Raw genomic sequence first — 19,573 nt, forward strand, 5'->3', positions numbered from 1 at the left:
CCGCCGGCAGCGTGACGGAAGACGGCACGCTGACCACGAGCGGCCAGCTGACCTCGGCCGACCCCGACGCAGGCCACACGGCCGCCTGGAGCGTCAGCCCCAACAGCCCGCAGGGCACAGGCACGACGTATGGCAGCTTCAGCGTCAATAGCAGCGGCCAGTGGAGCTACACCCTCAACAACGGCAGCGCCGCCGTGCAGGCGCTGGCGGCAGGCCAGACCGTGACCGAGACCTATACGGTGCGCGTCACCGACGACAAGGGAGCCTGGGACGACCAGCAGGTCACCGTCGTCATCCACGGCACCAATGATGTGCCGACGATCACGGTTGATAGCGGCAATCCTGGTGGCGCCAATGACGTGGTGTACGAAGCCGGCCTTCCGGCAGGCTCCAAGGTCGGTCCGACTACCATCGAGGTTGGCGGCACATTCAAGGTTTCCGACCCTGACGGCCTGAGCGATGTTGCCTCTGTGACCATCAAGGGCACGACCATCCTCATCGCCAACCTGGGCAGCAACAATGTAATCAACGGCGATCACGGCACGCTCACGATCACGAACTACAATGCTGCAACCGGGGTTGCGACCTACCTCTATGACCTGACCTCGGCAACCACCGATGTGCCCAACGTGACGGAAACCGATGTCTTCGGGCTAACGGTTACCGACAAGACCGGCGCCAACGCCTCGGCAGCGATCACCGTTGAGATCGTCGACGATGTGCCGGCGTTTACCCTCGTGAATGACGGTAATGGCGATGGCATCGTCAGCCTGTCGGCGCTCAATCCGGCAACGACTGCCACGCACACCGGCCAGTTTGCCGAGTGGCAGTATGGAGCGGATGGGTTTGGTAGCATTTCGGCGACGGGGCAGAACGTGCAAGTTGCCTCCAGCTCATCGTCCCAGATCGTGCTGAACCTGATGGAAGGGACCGATGTCGTTGCTGTCCTGACGCTCAACGCCAACGGCACCGACTCGCTGGAGGTGATGCATCGGGCGGGTGACGTCGTGTTCAATCCAATCGCGGCAACTTCAGCAACAGCCGGAGGACCGACAGGTTCCCTGCTGGTGGACTTAGGCCAGGCCGCCGACTTCAACATTGTCGTGACCGGCGATGATGGCAATGGCATTGCCGGTCAAAGTAGCGATGCAGTGAATACCAGTTCACAAGGCTGGGCCGTCAAGGGAGGCTCGGGCCAGACGAATGACCCTGGCGAATCCATCACGTTCAAATTCGTTGACGATAGCAACAATTCGACTGGCCACGGGATCGATGACTTCAAGTTCACCACTGAAGGCTACACGGGTGGCATGTCGATGGCCAAAGTTACCGTCCTGGTCTATCTCGATGCCAGCATGACGCATTACGACCAAGTGACGCTCAACGCGACATCAGGCAGCGTTATCCAGATCGGCAATCTTGACTGGTCTGCCGCCGCGGGTAACGGCGACTATGTAGCGGGCGATGCGATCTACGGGGTGAAAGTCCTCAGCGACAGCACTAATAAAGGCGGGTTCCGAGTGAATGGTGTCGAGGTCGGCGCGCATTCCGAAAACCCGCCGTCGGATCTCGACTTCAACGGTATCAACGTCACGATCACGGATCACGACGGCGATACCGCGACGCAGACCTTCAATGTCCACATCGACGGCACGACGGGCAGCCAGCTGACGGTCGAGTCCATCGCCGGGACTTCCGGAGACGACCATCTGGTTGGCACTGGCGGCAACGACACTCTGGTTGGCGGTGCTGGCAATGACTTCCTGGACGGCAGCACCGGGAATGACATCCTCATCGGCGGGCTGGACTTCAACCACCTGACCGGCGGCGCCGGCAACGATACATTCGTGATCGATGCATCCAAGCTCACGTTCCATGTGGCCGATGTCATCGCGGACTATACGCAGGGCCAAGATGTCATCGACCTGTCCGATCTGCTCAAGTCCCTCGGGGCCAACGCGCCGACTACGGACCCGCAGGCAGACGCGGCGGTCAATGTTACTTTCTCGAACGGCGACGCCCACGTGATGGTTGACGACAACGGTACAGCCGCTGGCGCCAATATGGTCGAAGTGGCAACGCTGACGAACGTTGGAGTTGGGGCGACGATTAACATTCTTTACGATCACAACCAGCCGATTCATCAGGAGCATGTAACAGTTTGATCCCACGTGTGGATGAAACAAAACTCAATGGTTCAGTTGGCGTGGCGCGCAACCGCGCTTCCATGCTAAGCTTTAGCAACGCATGAATTCGCAATTTGGAGAGGGGCTTACATGAAACATTCCGTAAGATTGCTGGCTTCGGCCGCGGCACTGCTCGTAGCCGGGTCGACGGGCTTTGCTGCCGATATCATCGGCGAGCCGGCGGTGAACTATTGCCGCACCGTCGGCACTTCGGACCTGGTGCTGACCGACAATTTGGTCGAGCTCAAGGACCATGTGGTGAAGCTGATGGACGAATCCGTCGCCGTCGCCAACAGCCCGGAATGGATCAATTCGTCGCGCCCCGCCTTCGTCTGGGCCTCGGAAGCCAAGGTCGCCTGCGGCATGGCCTATGGCTACCTCAAGACGAACTACAAGGACGAAGACACGCTCAACAAATGCGAGTGCTTCCACGACCGCATGGTCGAGTATATGAACTGAGCTGACGGGCGGGCGAACACCGGCTGGCTGCGATGGTGGCCGACGGAAAGCTGCCGAAGGCGATCGCGCCAGATCGTTTCGCCGTTTCACATGAACGGCGAAACGATCTGGCTTTTTGTTTTCACGCCATTGCGGACGGAAGGCTATGGCGAAGTCGCCGAGCCCAACCGCTACGCACTTTTCCTGGAATTGCTCTAGAGCGTTTCACCGTTTCACAGAAACGGCGAACCGCTCTATCGCTTTGTCTTGACGCAATTCCGAACGGAAAACCGCTGCGCACTTTTCCTGGAATTGCTTTAGCGGTCGCCTTGCTTTGCCTGGGTGAGACGCCCGTCCACGCCAACTGGCTGGAACGGCCGCAGTCGCAGCTGGCGCGGCCAGTGCAGCGCTGCGATGCGGCGCCGGAACGAACCCGCGAGACATTCAAGGCATTCGCAACCTGCCAGGCGTCGCTCTATGGCCTCGAGCCGGTGCTGGCGCATGCGGTGATGGAGATCGAAAGCGGATTCGACCCCGGCGTGCGCGGCGCCGATGGCGAGGTCGGCCTGATGCAGGTCATGCCGGCGACGGCGCGGATGCTCGGCTTTCGCGGTTCGCTCGACGAGCTCGGCGAGCCGGCCACCAACATTGCGCTGGGCGTCAAATATCTGGCGCAGGCAAACAGGCTTGCCGCGGGCGATCTTTGCACCACCGTGATGAAATACCGCGCCGGGCATGGGGAAACTCGCTTCTCGGTCCGCTCGGTCAATTACTGCCAGCGCGCCCGCGCGATCCTGGCCAGGGAAGGCCTCGAGGTGACCGGGCCGCTGCCGGTGGCGACGGTCGGCTTTTCGGTTGGCTCTTCGGACGATGTTGTCGCCGCCCAGGAAAAACGCGTTTGCGTGCGCCGCCTGTTCGTGCCCGGGCCGCGATACATGAGATGCGCCGAGTATCGAAGCCCGGCGCAAGCAAGGACGATACAGGCGCTCAGAGCGCGGCTCTTCGATGGATAGAGCATGATGCCGAAAAGTGTGAAGCGGTTTCGGGCGACCTCATGCGCTGTCTCTTTGATTCAGGAGCAAGCCGGACGTTAAGATGAATGGAAGACAGACCGGGACAGAATAGCTGGCGGCGGCATATGAGTGGAAGCATCATGAAACTCGAACGGCAAGTCCACGGTCCGCGTCCAAAGCGCGCCGCGTCGAAACAGACCCGGGCGATGCGCTTTGGGTCTTTGCTTCATGCATGTCGTTCTCCCAAAACCGAGGTCACTTTTGGGCGACATGCATTTTTGTTTCATGCAGGTCGTTCTCCCAAAACCGAGGTCACTTTTGGGCGACATGCATTTTTGTTTCATGCAGGTCGTTCTCCCAAAACCGAGGTCACTTTTGGGCGACATGCATTGGGGGCGATCGCTTTCGGGCTCGTCGCGATGCTGTCGGGATGCCAGTCCAAGAGCGGCGCGCCGGGCGTGCTCGATCCGTCGGCGATCGCGGCACCCGCCGGCCAGGCGGGCAGCGCGGCAGCACCTGCCCAGCAGGCTAGCAGCGCAACCGTGGGCAGTCCGACCCAGAGCGGCCCGACCTCGGCCACCGCCGCGCAGGCCAAGCTGACATTGGGCACGGGACCGACCAAGGTGGCCATGCTGCTGCCGCTTTCGGCGCCCGGAGGCACGGGCGAGAACGGCAGGAAAATGTATGACGGCGCGCGGCTTGCGATGGCCGATCTCGGCGACAAGCTGTTGACGCTGACGATTGAGGACACGCGCGGCGACAGCGGCTACGCCAAGGACCTCGCGGTGAAGGCGATCACGTCGGGCGCGGTGAAGGTCGTCATCGGCCCGTCCGAGCTCGCGGCCACGCAGCGCCTTGCCAAGCTCTCCGGCTCGAAGCGGCCGCCGGTACTGGCGCTGGCCGACAATTTCGCCGGTGGCCCCGGCGTCTATTCCGTGCGGCTCAGCGAAGCCGACAGCGCGGCGGCGGGCGCGGCGGCCATCGCCAGCAAGGGCGCCAAGAAATTCGTGCTGATGGTGCCGGCGGGCGCCGACTCGAGCGCTGCCGAATCGCGGGTCGCCAACGCGCTCAGCATCTATGGCGCCACGCTTGCGGTGACGCTGCCCTATTCGGCGAGCGACGGCGGCGCCAAGGTGGTGTCCGACATGGGCTCGCTGGTCGACGCGCCGGATGCCGTTGTCGTCGCCAGCGGCGACGGCAGCCCGACCGCGGTGCTTGCGGCGCTGAAGGCAAAAGGCATTCCCGGCAAGGCGGTGACGCTGATCGGCACCGACCGCTGGCTCGAGCGCCCCATGGATCCGCTCTACGAGGGCGCCTATATCGCGACGCTCGACCAGAGCGAGACCGGCCCGATCGCCGACCGCTTCAAGGCGACCTACAACTACCAGCCGGACGTCAACGTGGCCTACGCCTACGACATGGTGGCGCTGAGCGCGGGCATCGCCAGCTCGGTCGGACCCGACGGCTTCTCGAAGCAGGTGCTGGAGAATGCGACCGGCTTCCGCGGCTCGACCGGCCTGTTCCGCTTCCGCGCCGACGGATCGAGCCAGAGGTCGATGCCCTTCTTCAAGGTGGAAAAGGGCCAGCTGAAGCTGGTGGAGAAGTCGACGTCGGGGTTTTGAGTGGGGCCAGGCCGGCTGCTTCAGCACACTGGTAAGAAGAGCAGACGTCGGCGTGTCAAGGGGACGAGCACCCGAGGATGTCGGTCAGGCTGGTTCGCCATCGAGTTGCCACCGAACGGACGACATTGGAAATCTGGAGTAGACAAATTTTGAAAAACGCCAAAAGATCGGGACTGCGCAAAAAGAGGCTATCCCATCTATCGCGTAGTGCCACCCAAGCACGATCGAGCCAACAAATATGATCGCGCAAAACCCGAACGCAGCGATACCGATTATCCGATTCATGTCATAGAAAAAGATCGCGATCAGGGTGGCCATCCCAACGTGAAGGGACGGAAATGCGGAAATTCCGTCTCCCACCATGCCGCCGCCACTTTTGTACTGACCCATCAGATAGTTCTGAATGTTTAAGGCCATCAATGGCTGCGCACTATCGGCGACAACTTGTAAATACCCAAACAACGGCGAAAACGGATTGTCCGGGTAGAAGACCCCATAGAAGCAAGGCCCAGCAGAATCGAACAGAAGGGCTGCAATATTGCCAAGAACTATCCATGATAGAAAGTAAGTCGTAAAGAAGCGAAAGCGTCGTTCTGGATCGCTGCGCATGAAAGCGGCCGTGAAAACTGCGCTATACACGACTAGAAACCAGGACATGTAAGCGTAATCGAGAAGCACTATGGCAGCTGGTGAACCAAATATCCGTGCTGACACCACCCACGCATGATCACCAAAGATTACCTGGTCCAACCGGGCAAGATACGGGTCCGCGTAGATGGGTATCCAAAGGTGCATGGAATTCTTGATCTGCCCAAATACGCTAAAGAACGCAGGGATGACCGCCAGAATAGGGAGGCCGAGAACGAAAAAGGGACGATCGTCTTTGACGATATGGCGAAACTCGGAAAACGGTCGTTCTGGAACTTTTCGACCTAACAGATAAATCAACCGCAGCAGATAGGTCAGGCAAACGAAAGCTATAGAGGCGGCAGAGAAATCATGGCTGAAAAGACGGATTTCAAAAATTCCCCTATGAAAGAGCTGCCAACTGCCCCAACCGGCAATGTAGATTAGAACGAGAGCTAAGAATGGCCCGTTCTGGATAAGAGAATAGCGCACAGCCATTCTCAACTGCGAATCTCTGTTGCCCCGCACCCGAACCACCTAGCTAGCACCAGTTCATCGACCAACAAAATTACGCGTTCATAGTCGTCTCAAGAGCTAATTAAGGTGCTCCAAAATTCCGGAACTGGTTGCCACCACGATGGCGTGATACATCTGCCAAGCTATAGTGCAGATGGCAGCCGCAGATATCGGCACGCCAAACGGCACGACACCTTTGCGATCCATATGCTGCACATAATGGCGGAACATTCCGGCCGGCAACAGAAAGGGATTCTTGACGAGGGCCGCCGTGGCAACTGCGAAAACCAGCAGCAATATAGAGAAAACAGCGAGATTGCTTCCGCCAATCAGAAACGGCGCGACGCTCATCAGCTTGACGTCGCCGGCGCCGATCTTGCGCAGAAGCCAGAATGGAAAGAGCGCAAGGAAGAGGGCTGCGCCGGCAAACGCGCTCAGCCCCATCTCGAACCATGAGTGAGCTTGCAAGGATTGGAATTGCAAAGCGCCTAAGCCCAGGCAAAGCAAAAGCAGCACATCGCGATTGGTGATCCGCTGCGTGGAAAAATCGATCCAGGCGGTGCGACCGAGCAAAAGAATTGCCAGTCCCTTGAAGACAAGGGAAGCGGCCAGCAAAAGACTCATGACCGCTCTATGTTCCGCACGCTGGACGACAGTAGTTTCAAATTGTTGGCGACGGTCGGATCGTTGGGCGCCAATTCATAGGCCTTGAGGAAGTTGCTGCGCGCATCCTGCAGCTTGCCGCGCAGCAAATAGGAATAGCCGAGATTGTTGTAATATTCCGGCGTCGCGCCGAGCAGCCGGTAGGCCCGGCCATAGGCCATATCGGCCAGATCGAAACGGCGGATGCGATCGCAAGAAGCGGCGAGACCCAGCCAGGCGACGCCGTCATTCGGCGCCAGCCGTGTGGCCTTGTAGAACAGCGCGCCAGCGTTGCCGTAGTTTTCGGAACGAAACTGGGTTTTGGCCTCGGTGACCGCTTGGTCCGAGGCATAGTAGTCGACGTCGCTGATCGTCTTCAGCCCATCGAAGGTATCGCCAAAGGCGGTATAGTCGCCTTTGGCCGGCTCGTTGGTGCGCACGACGCCGGTGCTGTCGGTCGACTGGCAACCGGCGAGCAGAACCAGCAGCACACTGGCTGCGGCGGCGAGGCGCATCGGCCTTGTCATTTTGTGCCCCAAGGAGCCCTCCGACTCAATTTTAGAAGATAACCATATGACGGCTTAGAAGAAAATGCCCTTCATGCGAATGATCACCGGCAGCATTATCACCATGATCACCACTGGAAAGATGCAGAGTCCCAACGGAATCATCATCTTGACGGGTAACGCCATGGCCCGCTCTTCCGCCTGTAGAATTCTCTGCCCCCGCATCTCGGCACTGTAGACGCGTAGTGCATCAGTGAGACTGGTGCCGAGCTCTTCCGACTGCCTAAAAAGCACCGCCAAAGCTTTTGCCTCGTCCAGGCCGATGCGATCGGCTAGCTCGCGCAAGGCCTCACGCAACGGTTTGCCGGCTCGCAGCTGCAGGTTCATGATCGTAAGCTGGATGCCCAACCATTTGTGCGTGCCCGCCATTTCGTTGCTTACTCGCTCGACCGCCGCCTCCAGGCTCATGCCGGCGTCGGCACAGGTGATCATCATGTCCATGAAATCCGGGAAGGCGCGACGATAGACTTGCTTCTGCGCATTCTCGAATCGATCGAGCATGATGCTCGGGACAACGATACATCCGAGACCGATCAGGCCAGCACCGGCGAAGGCGAAGAAGCCGGGCAAGCGCGGTGGCAATGCTTTCGACAAGAGAGCGTAGGTCAGCAGAAAGCCAATGGCGACGGCGCCCAACCGGCAAAGCGTGTAGATAACAGGCGCACTCGCGTGATAGAAACCGGCGCGAAAGAGCTTGGCCTCGAGGGCGTCCGGCTCATTGCGCTCCTTCTCCATCGATTTGAAATAGGCGTCAATCGGCTTCTGCGCCGCAGCCTTAGTTAGATGATCCTGTCCCAGGATCGAACGGCGGTCCGCCGGACCATCGCCCACCAGACTGTCGGTCACCAGTCTGCGCGTCTGCATCGCGGGCAAGAACACCAGCGCAGCGAAGAGGAATAGGGTAACCGCGGCCGCGAAGACGGCGAGCGACACCAAAAGACTCAGGTCGTTTAAGTTCGAAAGTAGGTTCACGATCGCTCCCTAGAAATCGAAAGTGACCATGCGATACATGATGTAGTCGCCGAGCAGCGCCCAGGTCCCGAAGGTCAGGAACACCGGAAGGATCAACGGATTGCCCCAAACTTTCCCATAATAAGAGGGCGCCACGAGCATCAGGATTAGAAACATTGCGACGGGAAATACGGAGATGATCCATGCGGAGACGCGGCCTTCGGCCGAGAGCGCCCTGATCTTCATTTTCAACTTCTGCCTTTCGCGCAGCACGGATGATAGGTTCGCAAGAATCTCGGTGAGATTGCCGCCGGTCTTGGCTTGGATTGAGAGCGACACCGACAGCAGATGAAGTCCTTCAAAACCCACCCGTTCCGACAGTTTCCGCACCGCCTGCTCGATGCTAAGGCCGAAGGTGATCTCGTCGGCGACGATGCCGAATTCCGTTCCAAGCGGGTCCGGCATTTCGCGACCGACAAGACCTATAGCGACCGAGGCAGGATGGCCGGCGCGCAACGAGCGAACAATCATGTCCAGGGCATCAGGCAATTGCCTGGCAAATTTCTGCACCCTCTTGTTACGGGCTCGTCGCAAGACAAGGAGCGGGAATACGAAGCCGACCACCAAGAAGGTGATGAACGCCGCCGGCGTGGCGAGGCCGATGAAGAACCAAAGCAGCAACGCCAACGCCAGGCCGGCGAGAAGAAAAGAGGCCGCGAAGGTTATCGGGTTTCCGGTGATGCCGGACTGTGTGTACAGCCGGTTCAACCAGACAAAGCCAGAAATAAAGTCCCCTGAATCGGTCAGTCCCCGTTCGCGCAGCAGGCTTCGCAATGTCTGCTCCGCCGGCGTGTCATCCGCGATGCGGCGGAGCCGATGATTGACCGCAGCCCGTTGCGAGCGCCGGCGCGTAAGAGAGAGGTAGAATGCCTCGCCGGCAAGAATGACCGACGCCGCCGCGACCACATAGATGAAATAGAGCAGCGTCTGTCCCGTCAGCATTACAATGCTACCTGCGGATTGAAGGCATCCTTGGCGAAATGCAGGCCAAGCGTTGCGGCTTCAGAGGCGAAACGCGGGCGAACACCGGTGGCGCGGAAATCACCAATGATCGTGCCGTCGGCGGCAACGTCGCGCCTGACATAGTGATAGATTTCCTGCAGTTGCACGACAGTGCCTTCCATGCCGGTGATTTCCGAAATTGAGATCACGCGCCGGCCGCCATCGGAAAGACGCTGCGTCTGCACGATGATGTCGAGGGCGGAGGCGATCTGCGCGCGAATAGAATCGTGCGACATCGGCATTCCGGCCATGCCGACCATCTGCTCCATTCGCGATATTGCGTCGCGCGGCGTGTTGGCGTGGATGGTGGTCATCGAGCCTTCATGACCGGTATTCATGGCCTGCAGCATATCGAAGGCCTCTTCGCCGCGCACTTCGCCGACGATGATGCGATCGGGGCGCATGCGCAGCGCATTCTTCACCAGTTCGCGCTGACGGATTTCGCCCCTGCCCTCGACATTGGGCGGGCGCGTTTCCAGCCTGCCGACATGCGGCTGCTGCAGCTGCAGTTCCGCCGCGTCCTCGATGGTGACCAGACGCTCCCTCGACGGGATGTAGCTCGACAGCGCGTTGAGCAGCGTGGTCTTGCCGCTGCCGGTGCCGCCCGAAACCAGGATCGACTTTCGCGCCTGCACTGCGATCCGAAGCAGGTCGATCATCGGCTGGCGGATCGAATTGAACGCCATCAGGCGTTCCAGCGAATAGGGATTCTTCGAAAACTTGCGGATCGAGACCAACGGGCCATCGATCGAAACGGGACGCACGGCGATGTTGACGCGCGAGCCGTCGTCGAGGCGCGCATCCGCCATGGGCGAGGATTCATCGACCCGACGGCCGATATTCGACACGATCTTGTTGATGATCCGCAGCAGATGCGCCTCATCGCGAAAGCGGATCGAAGTTTGCTCGATCATGCCGCGACGCTCGATGAAGACGCGCTCATGCGTGTTGATCATGATATCGGTGATCGAGTCGTCCTTGAGCAGCGGCTCGATCGGACCGAGCCCCAGCATCTCGTCGGCCGTGTCGCTGGTCAGTTGATCGAGCTCGCGGGCATTCAAAGGAACGTTCCGGCCGCGCACGAATTCTCGCACGATCGGCCGTATCTCATTCAGGATCTCGTCCTTTGAAGCGCTTTCCAGAGCCGTCAGGTTGAAACGGTCGATGAGATGACGATGGAGCTCGACCTTGAGGGTCAGAAAATCATGGCCCTGTGGCTCGGCTTCTGGCGCGGGAGCAGTAGCTGCTCCATTCGGCGCAACGGTGACGACGGGCGCCAGTGGCGTCTTCTGTTCGTTCGGCCCTTTGATGAAGCGACCCAACATGCCGCTTACCCCCTTATATTTTCCCCAGATGGAAACTAAGCGTTAACCACGAGGGGCACAAGCGGCCTGCAAGCCACACAGCGTATATTACTTGCGACATAGTTAAGAGATGAATATTCGGGAAATCGTTTTATTTCTTCTTACGTTCTGCGCACAGACCAAAGTCCTAAGACCTTTGTCGTCTCGGAGGCGACATTGGTCTGCTAAGCCATTAGATATAATGAGATATGTATTGTTTCTAATATGGCGGCAGCGAGGTAGGGCTGCGGCGGAATTGTGAACGAATGGTTAAGATCACTTGAAAAACGAAGCGAATCAAGCTGTTGTCAAAATTCAAAAAGCGTTTGAGCGAGTATTGAAAGGTTAAGGGATTGTTAATCCGTTTGACTCGCCTTTTTCACGGGACCTAGGATTGAACGTGACGGGGGATGCTTGGGTATGGGGTTCATTCCTTGGCTCTGTCTCGTCGGGTTCAAACCTCCAAAGGGAGAAATTGGCATGAACAAGCTCATGACGATGACCCGGCAGTTCCGCGACGATGAAAACGGCGCTGCCATGGTCGAATATTCAATCCTGATCGGCATCATCGCAGCGGCGTCGATTCTTACCGTTATCGCCATCGGCGGTTGGGTGAGTGGCCGGTTCGCTGATCTCTGCGCCAACCTGCAGGCCGCTAGCGCCAAAACCGGTAAAGGCGGCTGCGCGGCTTCTACTGGCGTCGGCTCCTGATTAACTAGTAGAGTTCAGGCCCGGATCCGTTCCGGGCCTGAACTCACTCAGGTCACTCGGCCGTTCTGCTGCCTTTTCGGGGTTTGGGCTTTCGGGGTTTGGGCTTATGCGCGCTAACACACTTATCATGATCGTGCTCGCCGGTATATTCGGTGTACTGGCGGTTGTGCTTGTCAATATCTGGCTGGCTGGCCAGCGCAACGCCTTGGCTCAATCCAATGGCGTGCAAGCCAGCACCGTCGTGGTCGCGGCCGTGCCCTTGAAATTCGGCGACGCGCTGAGCACCGACAAATTGCGCGAAATAGCATGGCCGGCAGGAGCGGTGCCGGCAGGCGCCTTCAAGACAGTCAAAGAGGCTATTGCCGGAAACGGTGCGCGCCAAGCGCTGCAATCGATCAGCGCCAATGAACCTATTCTCGCAGCAAAGATTACCGGCCCAGGCCAGCGCGCGACGCTGTCGGCTGTGCTAGGCGAAGGCATGAAGGCAGTGTCCATTCGCGTCAACGACGTGCTCGGCGTCGCCGGTTTTGTCTTTCCGGGCGACAGGGTCGACGTCCTGCTGACGCGCACCACGCGCAGTGACGACGGCGCCGATAGGAGTTTCGTCGACGTGCTGTTGCAAAGCGTGAAGGTGCTTGCCGTCGACCAGGTTGCCGACGAAAGCAAGGAGAACCCGCAAGTCGTCAAAGCGGTCACAGTCGAAGTCAGCACCAAGGATGCCCAGAAGCTGACGCTCGCGGCGGGCGCCGGGCAATTGTCATTGGCTTTGCGCCAGGCTGCCGGCAGCAAGGGCGAGATGAATGAGAGGGTCACGCTGGCGGACCTCACCGGCGACACGCCGGACGATGTCGCGAAGCGCCAGGCCGAGCTTGACAGGCAGAAGGCCGAGGAAGCGGCGCGCAAGCAGGCCGACCAGAGGATCGACGGACTGGCCAAGGCGGTGGAACGGGTCGGCACCCAGATCGACCAGATGAGCAAGGCAAAGCCGGTAACGGTCATGGCCGCCGCGCCTCAGCAGCAGGTGAAGGAAGTGATCAAATACGTCCAGCCGGAACCGCCTAAGCAGGCGACGATCGGCGTGTTCCGTGGTATCAAGCTGGAAACCTACGAAGTGCCGCGACAAGACTGACGAGGGTCGGCGCGGCGGGCTGCCACAAGCAGCAAATTGGGGAGACGGGGAATGCAGGGGTTTTGGGTGAGGATGGCGGCGGTTGCGCTATCCGTGTTGGGCGTATCGGCGATCTCTGGCCATCCGGCTGCTGCAGCTGACCGCTTTATCGATGTCTCGAGCCCGTCGCTGCATCGCGTGTTCGTGCCTGTCTCTCAATCCGCAACAATCCAGGTGAACGCAACTTTGGGCGACATCGTCGTCGGTGACGAAAAGATTGCCGACGCTCAGCCCATGACCGACAAGACGCTCTATATCATCGGCAAGAGCGTCGGCACCACCACCGTCAATCTGTTTTCCGAGGACAAGCGCTCGCTGGGCGCCATCCAGATCGAGGTCGGCCAGGATGTCAGCGACATGGCGGTCGCCATTCGCCAGGTGGCGCCCAAGGCTCGCATCGAGATCGGCTCCATCAACGGCAAGATCAGGCTTTCCGGCCACGTGAAGGACGCCGCGACACTGGCTTCCATCGTGGAAGTCACGCAGCAATATGGCCCGGACGCCATCATCAATGCCGTGACGATCGACGACAGCGAGCAGGTCAATCTCTCGGTGCGCATCCTGGAAGCCAAGCGTAATGCTGGGCGCGATCTCGGCGTGTCGATCAGGAGCACGAACAGCCGCGGTACGACTCGAACCGGTACGGGCGATGCGGCCGTCGATAAGGACAATGTGGTGCTCGGCCCGGGAAGTATCCTCTCTGGCCTTTTGTCGAATACCAGCCCATTCGCCGCTTTGATCACCCGGGTCATCGACAACAACCTCAAGGTTGATCTGATCATCGAGGCGTTGGAGGCAAAGGGCGTCGTGCGTACGCTGGCCGAACCGAACCTCACCACGGTTTCCGGCGAGACGGCCAGCTTCAATGCGGGCGGCGAGGTGCCGGTGCGCAGTGTCAACGCCCAAGGCGAAGTCGAGATCGTGTTCAAGCAGTTCGGCGTCAATCTGAACTTCACGCCGGTGGTATTGGACGATGGCAAGATTCACATGAAGCTGGCGCCGGAAGTCAGCGACCTGACCGGCTTCACCGCCGCCGGCGATCCGATCTTCACCAACCGCAAGCTTTCGACCGTAGTCGACCTGCGTGACGGCCAAAGTTTCGCCGTGGGCGGTCTGCTTTCGAGCAAGAACACCATACAGCAAGACCAGGTGCCATGGCTTGGCCAGGTGCCGATCGTCGGCGTGCTGTTCCGCAATTCGAGCACGCAGAAGGAAGAGACCGAGCTGGTCGTAATCGTCACGCCGCATCTCGTGCGGCCGGTGAGGCCAGGCGAGCAGTTGGCGACGCCCTTCGACAAGACGAAGCCGGCCAACGATCCGGAGCTCATGCTGCTCGGCCAGCTCGAAGTCAACAAGGACATGATCCGCAAGTATGAGCATGGCGACGGCGTTACCGGGCCCTATGGCCACATGCTGGATGTGAAATCGAAGGACAAGCTGGTCTATGTCAAGAAATAAGCTCCTGCTCGTTCTTCTCGGCACCAGCCTGCTTGCAGGCTGCGCGGCCGACTATCTGCACAATTACGACACGATGACGCTGGCTTCCGGTGACTCGCAGAAAGCCAACCAGCTGCTGCAGACGGTCGACCCGTACAACCCGGCTTCGAACAACACGAAGATCGAGGGCGACGGGGCCCGGTCCGTAGCCGTGGTTCAGAAATACAAACTTCCGCCAAGCACGTCCGGAGCGACGACGAACATGACAGTCAATGTCGGACCGTCGGCTTCGACCAGCACGGCGAACTGAACAGAAGGATGCGGCGCGTCGGGCGCGCGAGGACGCCCGGCACGAATGGAGAGTAGGGGTCATGTTGGGGACCATTCGTGAATTCAGGGATGATCAGCGCGGCATAGCGATGATCCTCGTTGCAATACTGCTGCCGGTGCTTATCGGCTTCGCTCTGCTGGTCATCGACATGAGTCGGGCCAACAGCTTGCACAACGACCTACAGAAGGGCGCCGATGCGTTCGCGTTAGCAGCGGCGGCGGAACTCGACGGTAGAAGTGACGCCTTCGTGCGCGCCGACCGGGCGATCGACAATCTTCTGAAGAACCAGAGCAGGTTTTCGACCGCCGACACCCACACTCTCGTCCGATCCGATCTGACGGTCAGCTATCTCAGCGGGATACCCGCGAACGACAGCATCGCGCTGGACGAAGGTGGGAAGGATGCCAACGGGGTAGACTGGAAAACAACCGACTACAAGTTGGCAACGTATGCGGAAGTCACGGTCAATCCGACCGGTTTCGCGACGATGTTTCCGGCCTCGTTCCTCACCGGCAACAGCGCCAGCAACAGCATGAATATCGGATCATCGGCGGTTGCCGGTAACAACGGCGCTACCGTCTGCCAGATGGTGCCGTCGTTCATTTGCAATCCATTCCCCGGGCAGGATCTGAACCAGATCGCGAGTTCGGGCAATCTGCTGAGAAAGAGCCTCAAACTTATCGTCGGCGGCAACAATTGGGGACCGGGGAATATTGGCTTCCTGCGGCCAAAGGATGCTCACGGCTATGGCGAAACCGAGCTCGCGACTGACATTGCCGTCGGCCGAGTGCCCGAATGCGTGAACACCAGGCTCATCTACACGCAAACAGGAACTTTGAGCAACAAGGTCACGGACGGATTCAATACGCGTTTCGACATGTACGGAAACGGCGGTGGCTTCCCGTCCAAGAATGACAGCCGGTGGCCGCCCGCGCCCAATGTGCGGAAAGGCTACAAAACGACGGGCAGCTGCAACAGCACTTTGCAGACCGATACCACAAAGTTCCGCGGGCTGACTCCAGACCTGCAGTTCAGCGGACAGATCGGCAATGGAAGCTGGGATTACGAGGGTTATGTCAGCGTCAACAAACTCTCGGCTGGGCTGGCGGGCTTCAAGGATGCCAACGGCAATGCTTATAGCAATGCCAACCCGCCATCTCGCTATGATCTGTATAAATACGAGATCGACCACAATCTTGTCGGCACGGCCTCGCTTGGCGGAGAGAAGGGCACTCCAACTTGCGCGCCCACGACCGGCGGGATCGATCGCCGCCTGTTTCAGGCCGCCATTGTCGATTGCAGTTCTCAGGCGGTCCTGGACCAGCTCAAGGGCCAAAGCGGCGCCGTGCCGGCGATGGGCTTCGCAAGCGTGTTTCTGACCGAGGCAGTCGCAAACGGCGAAGTGCGGGCTGAAATCGTCGACATCAACGGCACGCTTGGCAGAGGCACCTTGGCAAACCGGGTGCGTGACGAAGTGCAGCTTTACAGGTGATGTGATGCTGTCTGCCTTGAATTCGATTTTGAGGAAGTTCGGTCGCGAGGAGCGAGGTGCGGTTCTTGTCGAGATGACGCTGATCACGCCGTTGATGATCAGCCTTTCGGCCGGCGTCTTCGAGTTCGGCAATCTCCTGCACGAGAAGCTGCTGATCGAAGCTGGTCTCAATGACGGTGCCCGCTACGCCGCGCGCTGCAATCAGGCATTCAACGCAACGTTGAACTGCGCGACCTACGCCGCCAATATCGCCGCGACAGGCACTTACAATTGCGGTGGCGACTGCAGTATTGCGAGCCGGGTCCCGGGTTGGCTGCCCGCGAATGTGACAGTCGATCTCAACTACCTAGTCATACCTGTGACGACCGACGCCAATGGTTTTCAGAACTACCACAGCTCGTCTTCCACCGTCCGTGTGGTGAGGCTCTCCACGTCCTTCACATATGCAGGTGTATCGCTGCTCGACTATCTCGGGTTAGGTCCGATCACTTTTTCCTCCGCCCACGAAGAACGTTACATCGGGTGGTGACATGCAAGTCTTAACCCGGTTCAGAGGAGACGAAGCCGGCGCTACGATGGTAGAAGCCGCCATCGCCATGACCCTGTTGCTGGTACTAACCCTCGGCTTCGTAGATTTCGGATATGCCTGGTATCAGTGGAACGCCGCGACCAAGGCGGTGGAGGTCGGTGCCCGCAGGGCCTCAGTCTCAACGCCGGTAGCACCGGAAATCGCTACGGCTGGAACCGCGACGACGCCAGGCAATCCGATCCTCGTGGGCGACTATGACTATATCTGCAATGGTGCGACAAGCACGTGCACCTGCACCGGTTCTGGATGCGTAGCAGCAACGTTCACCCTCGCGAATTTCAACCTGATCTTTCGCGGCGACGCCGTAGGCACGGGCATTTGCCCGCCACTTGCGGCAGGACAGAGATCGGGCATGTGTCATTTTTTCCCGATGCTTCAGCCCGCAAACGTGGTGATTAGATACACGGCGACTGGCCTTGGTTACCAGACCCGTCCAAGCGGTGCAGTGCCAACAATCGCCGTCAGCCTACAGAACGTGAATTTCCAGTTCTTTTTCCTGGGCGGGCTGCTCGGGTTCAACAACATCACCATGCCCTCCATGCTGAGCACGGTCACGGGCGAAGATTTGAAGAGCACATGGCCATGAACGCCATCGACACCAAAGTCCTCCCGACCAAGCGCAAGCAGGTGGCGCTGTTTTCGTCGGATGCGAATTTCAAGCGCGACGTCACCACGCGGCTCGACGCGTTGGCGATCTATGACGTCAGGATTTCGGAGGCGGCGGAGTTCCTCAAAGGGCCGCCTGTCGACAGCCGGCCCGGCATCATCATCCTCGACCTCGGCAATGGCGAACTGCTCGGCAATCCGGCAATCGTCGAGGCGCGCGCGGCCTGGGCCTCGGTGCCGCTGATCGCGATTTCCGACGAGCTGACCTCCGAGCAGACGCGCGTTCTGGTGCGCATGAACGCTTCGGATTGGCTGCACAAGCCGCTCGACGCCAAGGAGCTGCTCAACGCCGTCACTTTCCACGACACCGGCAGCCAGGGCACCAAGAGCCGCATCATCACCTTCATCGGCGCGAGCGGCGGGGCCGGCGCCACCACGCTGGCGATCTCTGCCGCCGAGCACCTGGCCTCGAAGTCGGCCGAGCGGGCGGGCTCGACCTGCCTCGTCGACCTCGACTTCCAGAGCGCCAATTGCGGCGCCTATCTCAACCAGTTCAACCAGTTCGATCTGACCGGCATCATCGGCCAGCCGGACCGGCTCGACGTCGAGCTGATGGACGTCATCAAATTGTCGCGGCCATCCGGCCTCACGCTCTATTCCTTCGAACGGCCGCAGCTGCCGTTCGAGCCGCACGGCTCCGACTTCGTCTTCCGGCTGCTCGATCTCGTCGCCTACCGCTTCGACGACATCGTCATCGACCTGCCCAACATCGAGACGCCGTGGCACGATTCGGTGCTGCGCACGAGCGACGAGATCTTCATCGTCTTCGAGCTCAACGTCGCTTCGCTCAGGCAAGGCAAGCGGCTCTACAAGAAGATCCGCGAATTGCGCGGCAACAAGGTCAACATCACGCTGGTCGCCAACAAGCACAAGCGCAAATGGTTCGGCAACCACTTCTCGCGCAGCGAGCTGGAGAAGATCTTCAAGGCGCCGCACATCAAGTCGCTGGCGCTGGACAACGCGCTTTTGGCCGACGCGCTGAACCGCGCCATCCTGCCTTCCGAGGTGGACGGACGCGCGCGCTTCAACAAGGATTTGAAACGCATGTTCAAGGAACGGCTGGACAATGCCCAGCGCTAGAGCCACGGCCGGGAAAGCGCGCGGCGGCAGCGCCGGCCTGGTCGGCGCCTTGCTGATCGGCGTCGTGGTGGCGCTGGGCTGCGATGTGGCAATGGCCGGATCGGCCCTGCCGCCGCTGCCGGCCATGGGGCCCAGCCTGCGCAAGGCAGTCGCGTTCCAGACCGGCGAGCAACCGGGCACGATCATCATCCGCAGACAAGAGAAGGCGCTCTACCTCGTCACGGCCCAGGGTCAGGCGCTGCGCTACCAGATCAGCGTCGGCCGCGACGGCTTCGGCTGGACCGGAACTGTCAAGGTCGCGTCCAAGACCGAATGGCCCGAATGGCGCCCGCCCAAGGAAATGCGCGCGCGCCGGCCGGAACTGCCGGCGATGGTGCCGGCCGGCCCCTACAACCCGCTCGGCGCCAGGGCACTTTATCTCGCGCGCGACGGGCGCGACACGCTCTATCGCATCCATGGCACCAACGATCCCAAGGGCGTCGGTTTCGATGGCACGTCCGGTTGCTTTAGACTGACGAATACGGACGTAATCGATCTCTTCAAGCGCGTCGCGGTGGGCGCAAAGGTGGTGGTTGAATGACGATGATCAGCGAGCCGGACGCTCCGGCAATCGAGCTTGGCGAACGGGAAAAAGCACCGGGCAGGCCGAGCCGAGCCAGAACCATCGGTGTCGTCGCGGTGGGTGCCGCGCTCGTCACTTTCGTCAATGTGACGGCCGCCGTCTATCTCTATCGCGGCGTCAACGACCTCAAGACGGTGGAGGCGCGGCTGGAACAGCTCGGCCAGTTCGAGCAGCGGATCGGCGCCCGCATCGATACCGTCAACAATGGCTTCCAGAGCCGGTTCGAGACGCTGGACCGCCAGTTGCAGGCGAATTTCGGCCAGATCAACGGCAATATCGCCAGGCTGGAGCAAGGCCAGCCCATCGCAGCCAGCGAGCCAGCGCCCAGCGCGCCCGAGCCGACCATGACAGACAATACCACGGTGGCGGATGCGTCCGCGGCCGACGAAAGCGGCGCCGGCGACGCGCAGCGCTCGTTCAGGCGCAAGGTCGCGCCTCCAGGCCCCAACCCGTCCTACCAGCGCATCCAGCAGCCCGACGGCAAGGTCTATTACAAGAAGATCAACTGAGC

General features: G+C 60.0%; 20 protein-coding genes. 14 read left to right on the forward strand and 6 right to left on the reverse strand.

The genetic code is table 11. From position 1 onward, the window contains the following. The 4 genes from RFM98_RS22560 to RFM98_RS22575 all read left to right on the forward strand — a co-directional run. Positions 1–2,165: VCBS domain-containing protein (locus tag RFM98_RS22560; RefSeq protein ID WP_320310904.1), on the forward strand; the 2,165-nt coding region annotated here is incomplete at its 5' end. 111 nt (positions 2,166–2,276) lie between these two features. Beyond that, on the forward strand, positions 2,277–2,645 hold the full coding sequence (locus RFM98_RS22565; RefSeq protein WP_320310905.1) for a hypothetical protein: 369 nt from the start codon (positions 2,277–2,279) through the stop codon (positions 2,643–2,645). A 308-nt stretch (positions 2,646–2,953) separates the two neighbouring features. Then, complete coding sequence (locus RFM98_RS22570) at positions 2,954–3,637, forward strand: lytic transglycosylase domain-containing protein (protein WP_320310906.1); 684 nt, start codon at positions 2,954–2,956, stop codon at positions 3,635–3,637. Between the two features lie 389 nt (positions 3,638–4,026). Beyond that, positions 4,027–5,259, forward strand: coding sequence for an ABC transporter substrate-binding protein (locus RFM98_RS22575; RefSeq protein ID WP_320310907.1), 1,233 nt, complete (start codon positions 4,027–4,029; stop codon positions 5,257–5,259). Between the two features lie 84 nt (positions 5,260–5,343). Here the strand turns inward: RFM98_RS22575 and RFM98_RS22580 are convergent, their stop codons facing one another. From RFM98_RS22580 to RFM98_RS22605, 6 genes are all read right to left on the reverse strand, one after another. Then, positions 5,344–6,384, reverse strand: a complete 1,041-nt coding sequence (locus tag RFM98_RS22580; RefSeq protein WP_320310908.1) for a phosphatase PAP2 family protein — start codon at positions 6,382–6,384, stop codon at positions 5,344–5,346. Between the two features lie 96 nt (positions 6,385–6,480). Further along, positions 6,481–7,026: a prepilin peptidase gene (locus tag RFM98_RS22585; protein ID WP_320310909.1), complete on the reverse strand. Its 546-nt coding sequence runs from the start codon at positions 7,024–7,026 to the stop codon at positions 6,481–6,483. Beyond that, a complete protein-coding gene (locus RFM98_RS22590; protein WP_320310910.1) occupies positions 7,023–7,571 on the reverse strand; it encodes a tetratricopeptide repeat protein in 549 nt (182 codons plus the stop codon). Before RFM98_RS22590 ends, RFM98_RS22585 begins: the two co-directional genes overlap by 4 nt. Before the next feature lie 54 nt (positions 7,572–7,625). Next, positions 7,626–8,582: a type II secretion system F family protein gene (locus RFM98_RS22595; protein ID WP_320310911.1), complete on the reverse strand. Its 957-nt coding sequence runs from the start codon at positions 8,580–8,582 to the stop codon at positions 7,626–7,628. A gap of 9 nt (positions 8,583–8,591) precedes the next feature. After that, entirely contained in the window at positions 8,592–9,563 is a 972-nt protein-coding gene (locus RFM98_RS22600; RefSeq protein WP_320310912.1) for a type II secretion system F family protein, read from the reverse strand. Next, positions 9,563–10,948 (reverse strand): TadA family conjugal transfer-associated ATPase, encoded by a 1,386-nt coding sequence (locus tag RFM98_RS22605; protein WP_320310913.1) that lies wholly within the window; start codon positions 10,946–10,948, stop codon positions 9,563–9,565. Before RFM98_RS22605 ends, RFM98_RS22600 begins: the two co-directional genes overlap by 1 nt. A 498-nt stretch (positions 10,949–11,446) precedes the next feature. On the opposite strand from RFM98_RS22605, the gene RFM98_RS22610 reads away from it, so the two are divergent. The 10 genes from RFM98_RS22610 (at position 11,447) to RFM98_RS22655 (ending at position 19,571) form a co-directional block, all read left to right on the forward strand. Beyond that, complete coding sequence (locus RFM98_RS22610) at positions 11,447–11,677, forward strand: Flp family type IVb pilin (protein ID WP_320310914.1); 231 nt, start codon at positions 11,447–11,449, stop codon at positions 11,675–11,677. Positions 11,678–11,783: 106 nt separating this feature from the next. Further along, the gene (gene cpaB / locus RFM98_RS22615) at positions 11,784–12,806 is read left to right on the forward strand and encodes a Flp pilus assembly protein CpaB (protein WP_320310915.1); all 1,023 of its coding nucleotides are present in this window, start codon (positions 11,784–11,786) and stop codon (positions 12,804–12,806) included. Between the two features lie 51 nt (positions 12,807–12,857). Then, a complete protein-coding gene (locus RFM98_RS22620) occupies positions 12,858–14,303 on the forward strand; it encodes a type II and III secretion system protein family protein (RefSeq protein WP_320310916.1) in 1,446 nt (481 codons plus the stop codon). Beyond that, positions 14,290–14,592: a hypothetical protein gene (locus RFM98_RS22625; protein ID WP_320310917.1), complete on the forward strand. Its 303-nt coding sequence runs from the start codon at positions 14,290–14,292 to the stop codon at positions 14,590–14,592. Before RFM98_RS22620 ends, RFM98_RS22625 begins: the two co-directional genes overlap by 14 nt. Positions 14,593–14,653: 61 nt before the next feature. Next, a complete protein-coding gene (locus RFM98_RS22630) occupies positions 14,654–16,105 on the forward strand; it encodes a TadE/TadG family type IV pilus assembly protein (RefSeq protein WP_320310918.1) in 1,452 nt (483 codons plus the stop codon). A 4-nt stretch (positions 16,106–16,109) separates the two neighbouring features. Next, positions 16,110–16,634: a TadE/TadG family type IV pilus assembly protein gene (locus tag RFM98_RS22635; protein ID WP_320310919.1), complete on the forward strand. Its 525-nt coding sequence runs from the start codon at positions 16,110–16,112 to the stop codon at positions 16,632–16,634. A 46-nt stretch (positions 16,635–16,680) separates the two neighbouring features. Then, entirely contained in the window at positions 16,681–17,280 is a 600-nt protein-coding gene (locus RFM98_RS22640) for a TadE family protein (RefSeq protein ID WP_320310920.1), read from the forward strand. Further along, positions 17,277–18,440 carry a CpaE/TadZ family protein gene (locus RFM98_RS22645; RefSeq protein ID WP_320310921.1) on the forward strand — a complete coding sequence of 388 codons (1,164 nt, stop codon included), beginning with the start codon at positions 17,277–17,279 and terminating at the stop codon, positions 18,438–18,440. The genes RFM98_RS22640 and RFM98_RS22645 overlap by 4 nt, the downstream gene beginning before the upstream one ends. Next, entirely contained in the window at positions 18,427–19,020 is a 594-nt protein-coding gene (locus RFM98_RS22650; protein WP_430682338.1) for a L,D-transpeptidase, read from the forward strand. The genes RFM98_RS22645 and RFM98_RS22650 overlap by 14 nt, the downstream gene beginning before the upstream one ends. Further along, positions 19,017–19,571 (forward strand): hypothetical protein, encoded by a 555-nt coding sequence (locus RFM98_RS22655; RefSeq protein WP_320310922.1) that lies wholly within the window; start codon positions 19,017–19,019, stop codon positions 19,569–19,571. The genes RFM98_RS22650 and RFM98_RS22655 overlap by 4 nt, the downstream gene beginning before the upstream one ends. The last annotated feature ends 2 nt before the right edge of the window (positions 19,572–19,573 follow it).

The sequence above is a fragment of the Mesorhizobium australafricanum genome, assembly GCF_033977265.1.
GTDB classification, from domain to species: domain Bacteria; phylum Pseudomonadota; class Alphaproteobacteria; order Rhizobiales; family Rhizobiaceae; genus Mesorhizobium; species Mesorhizobium australafricanum.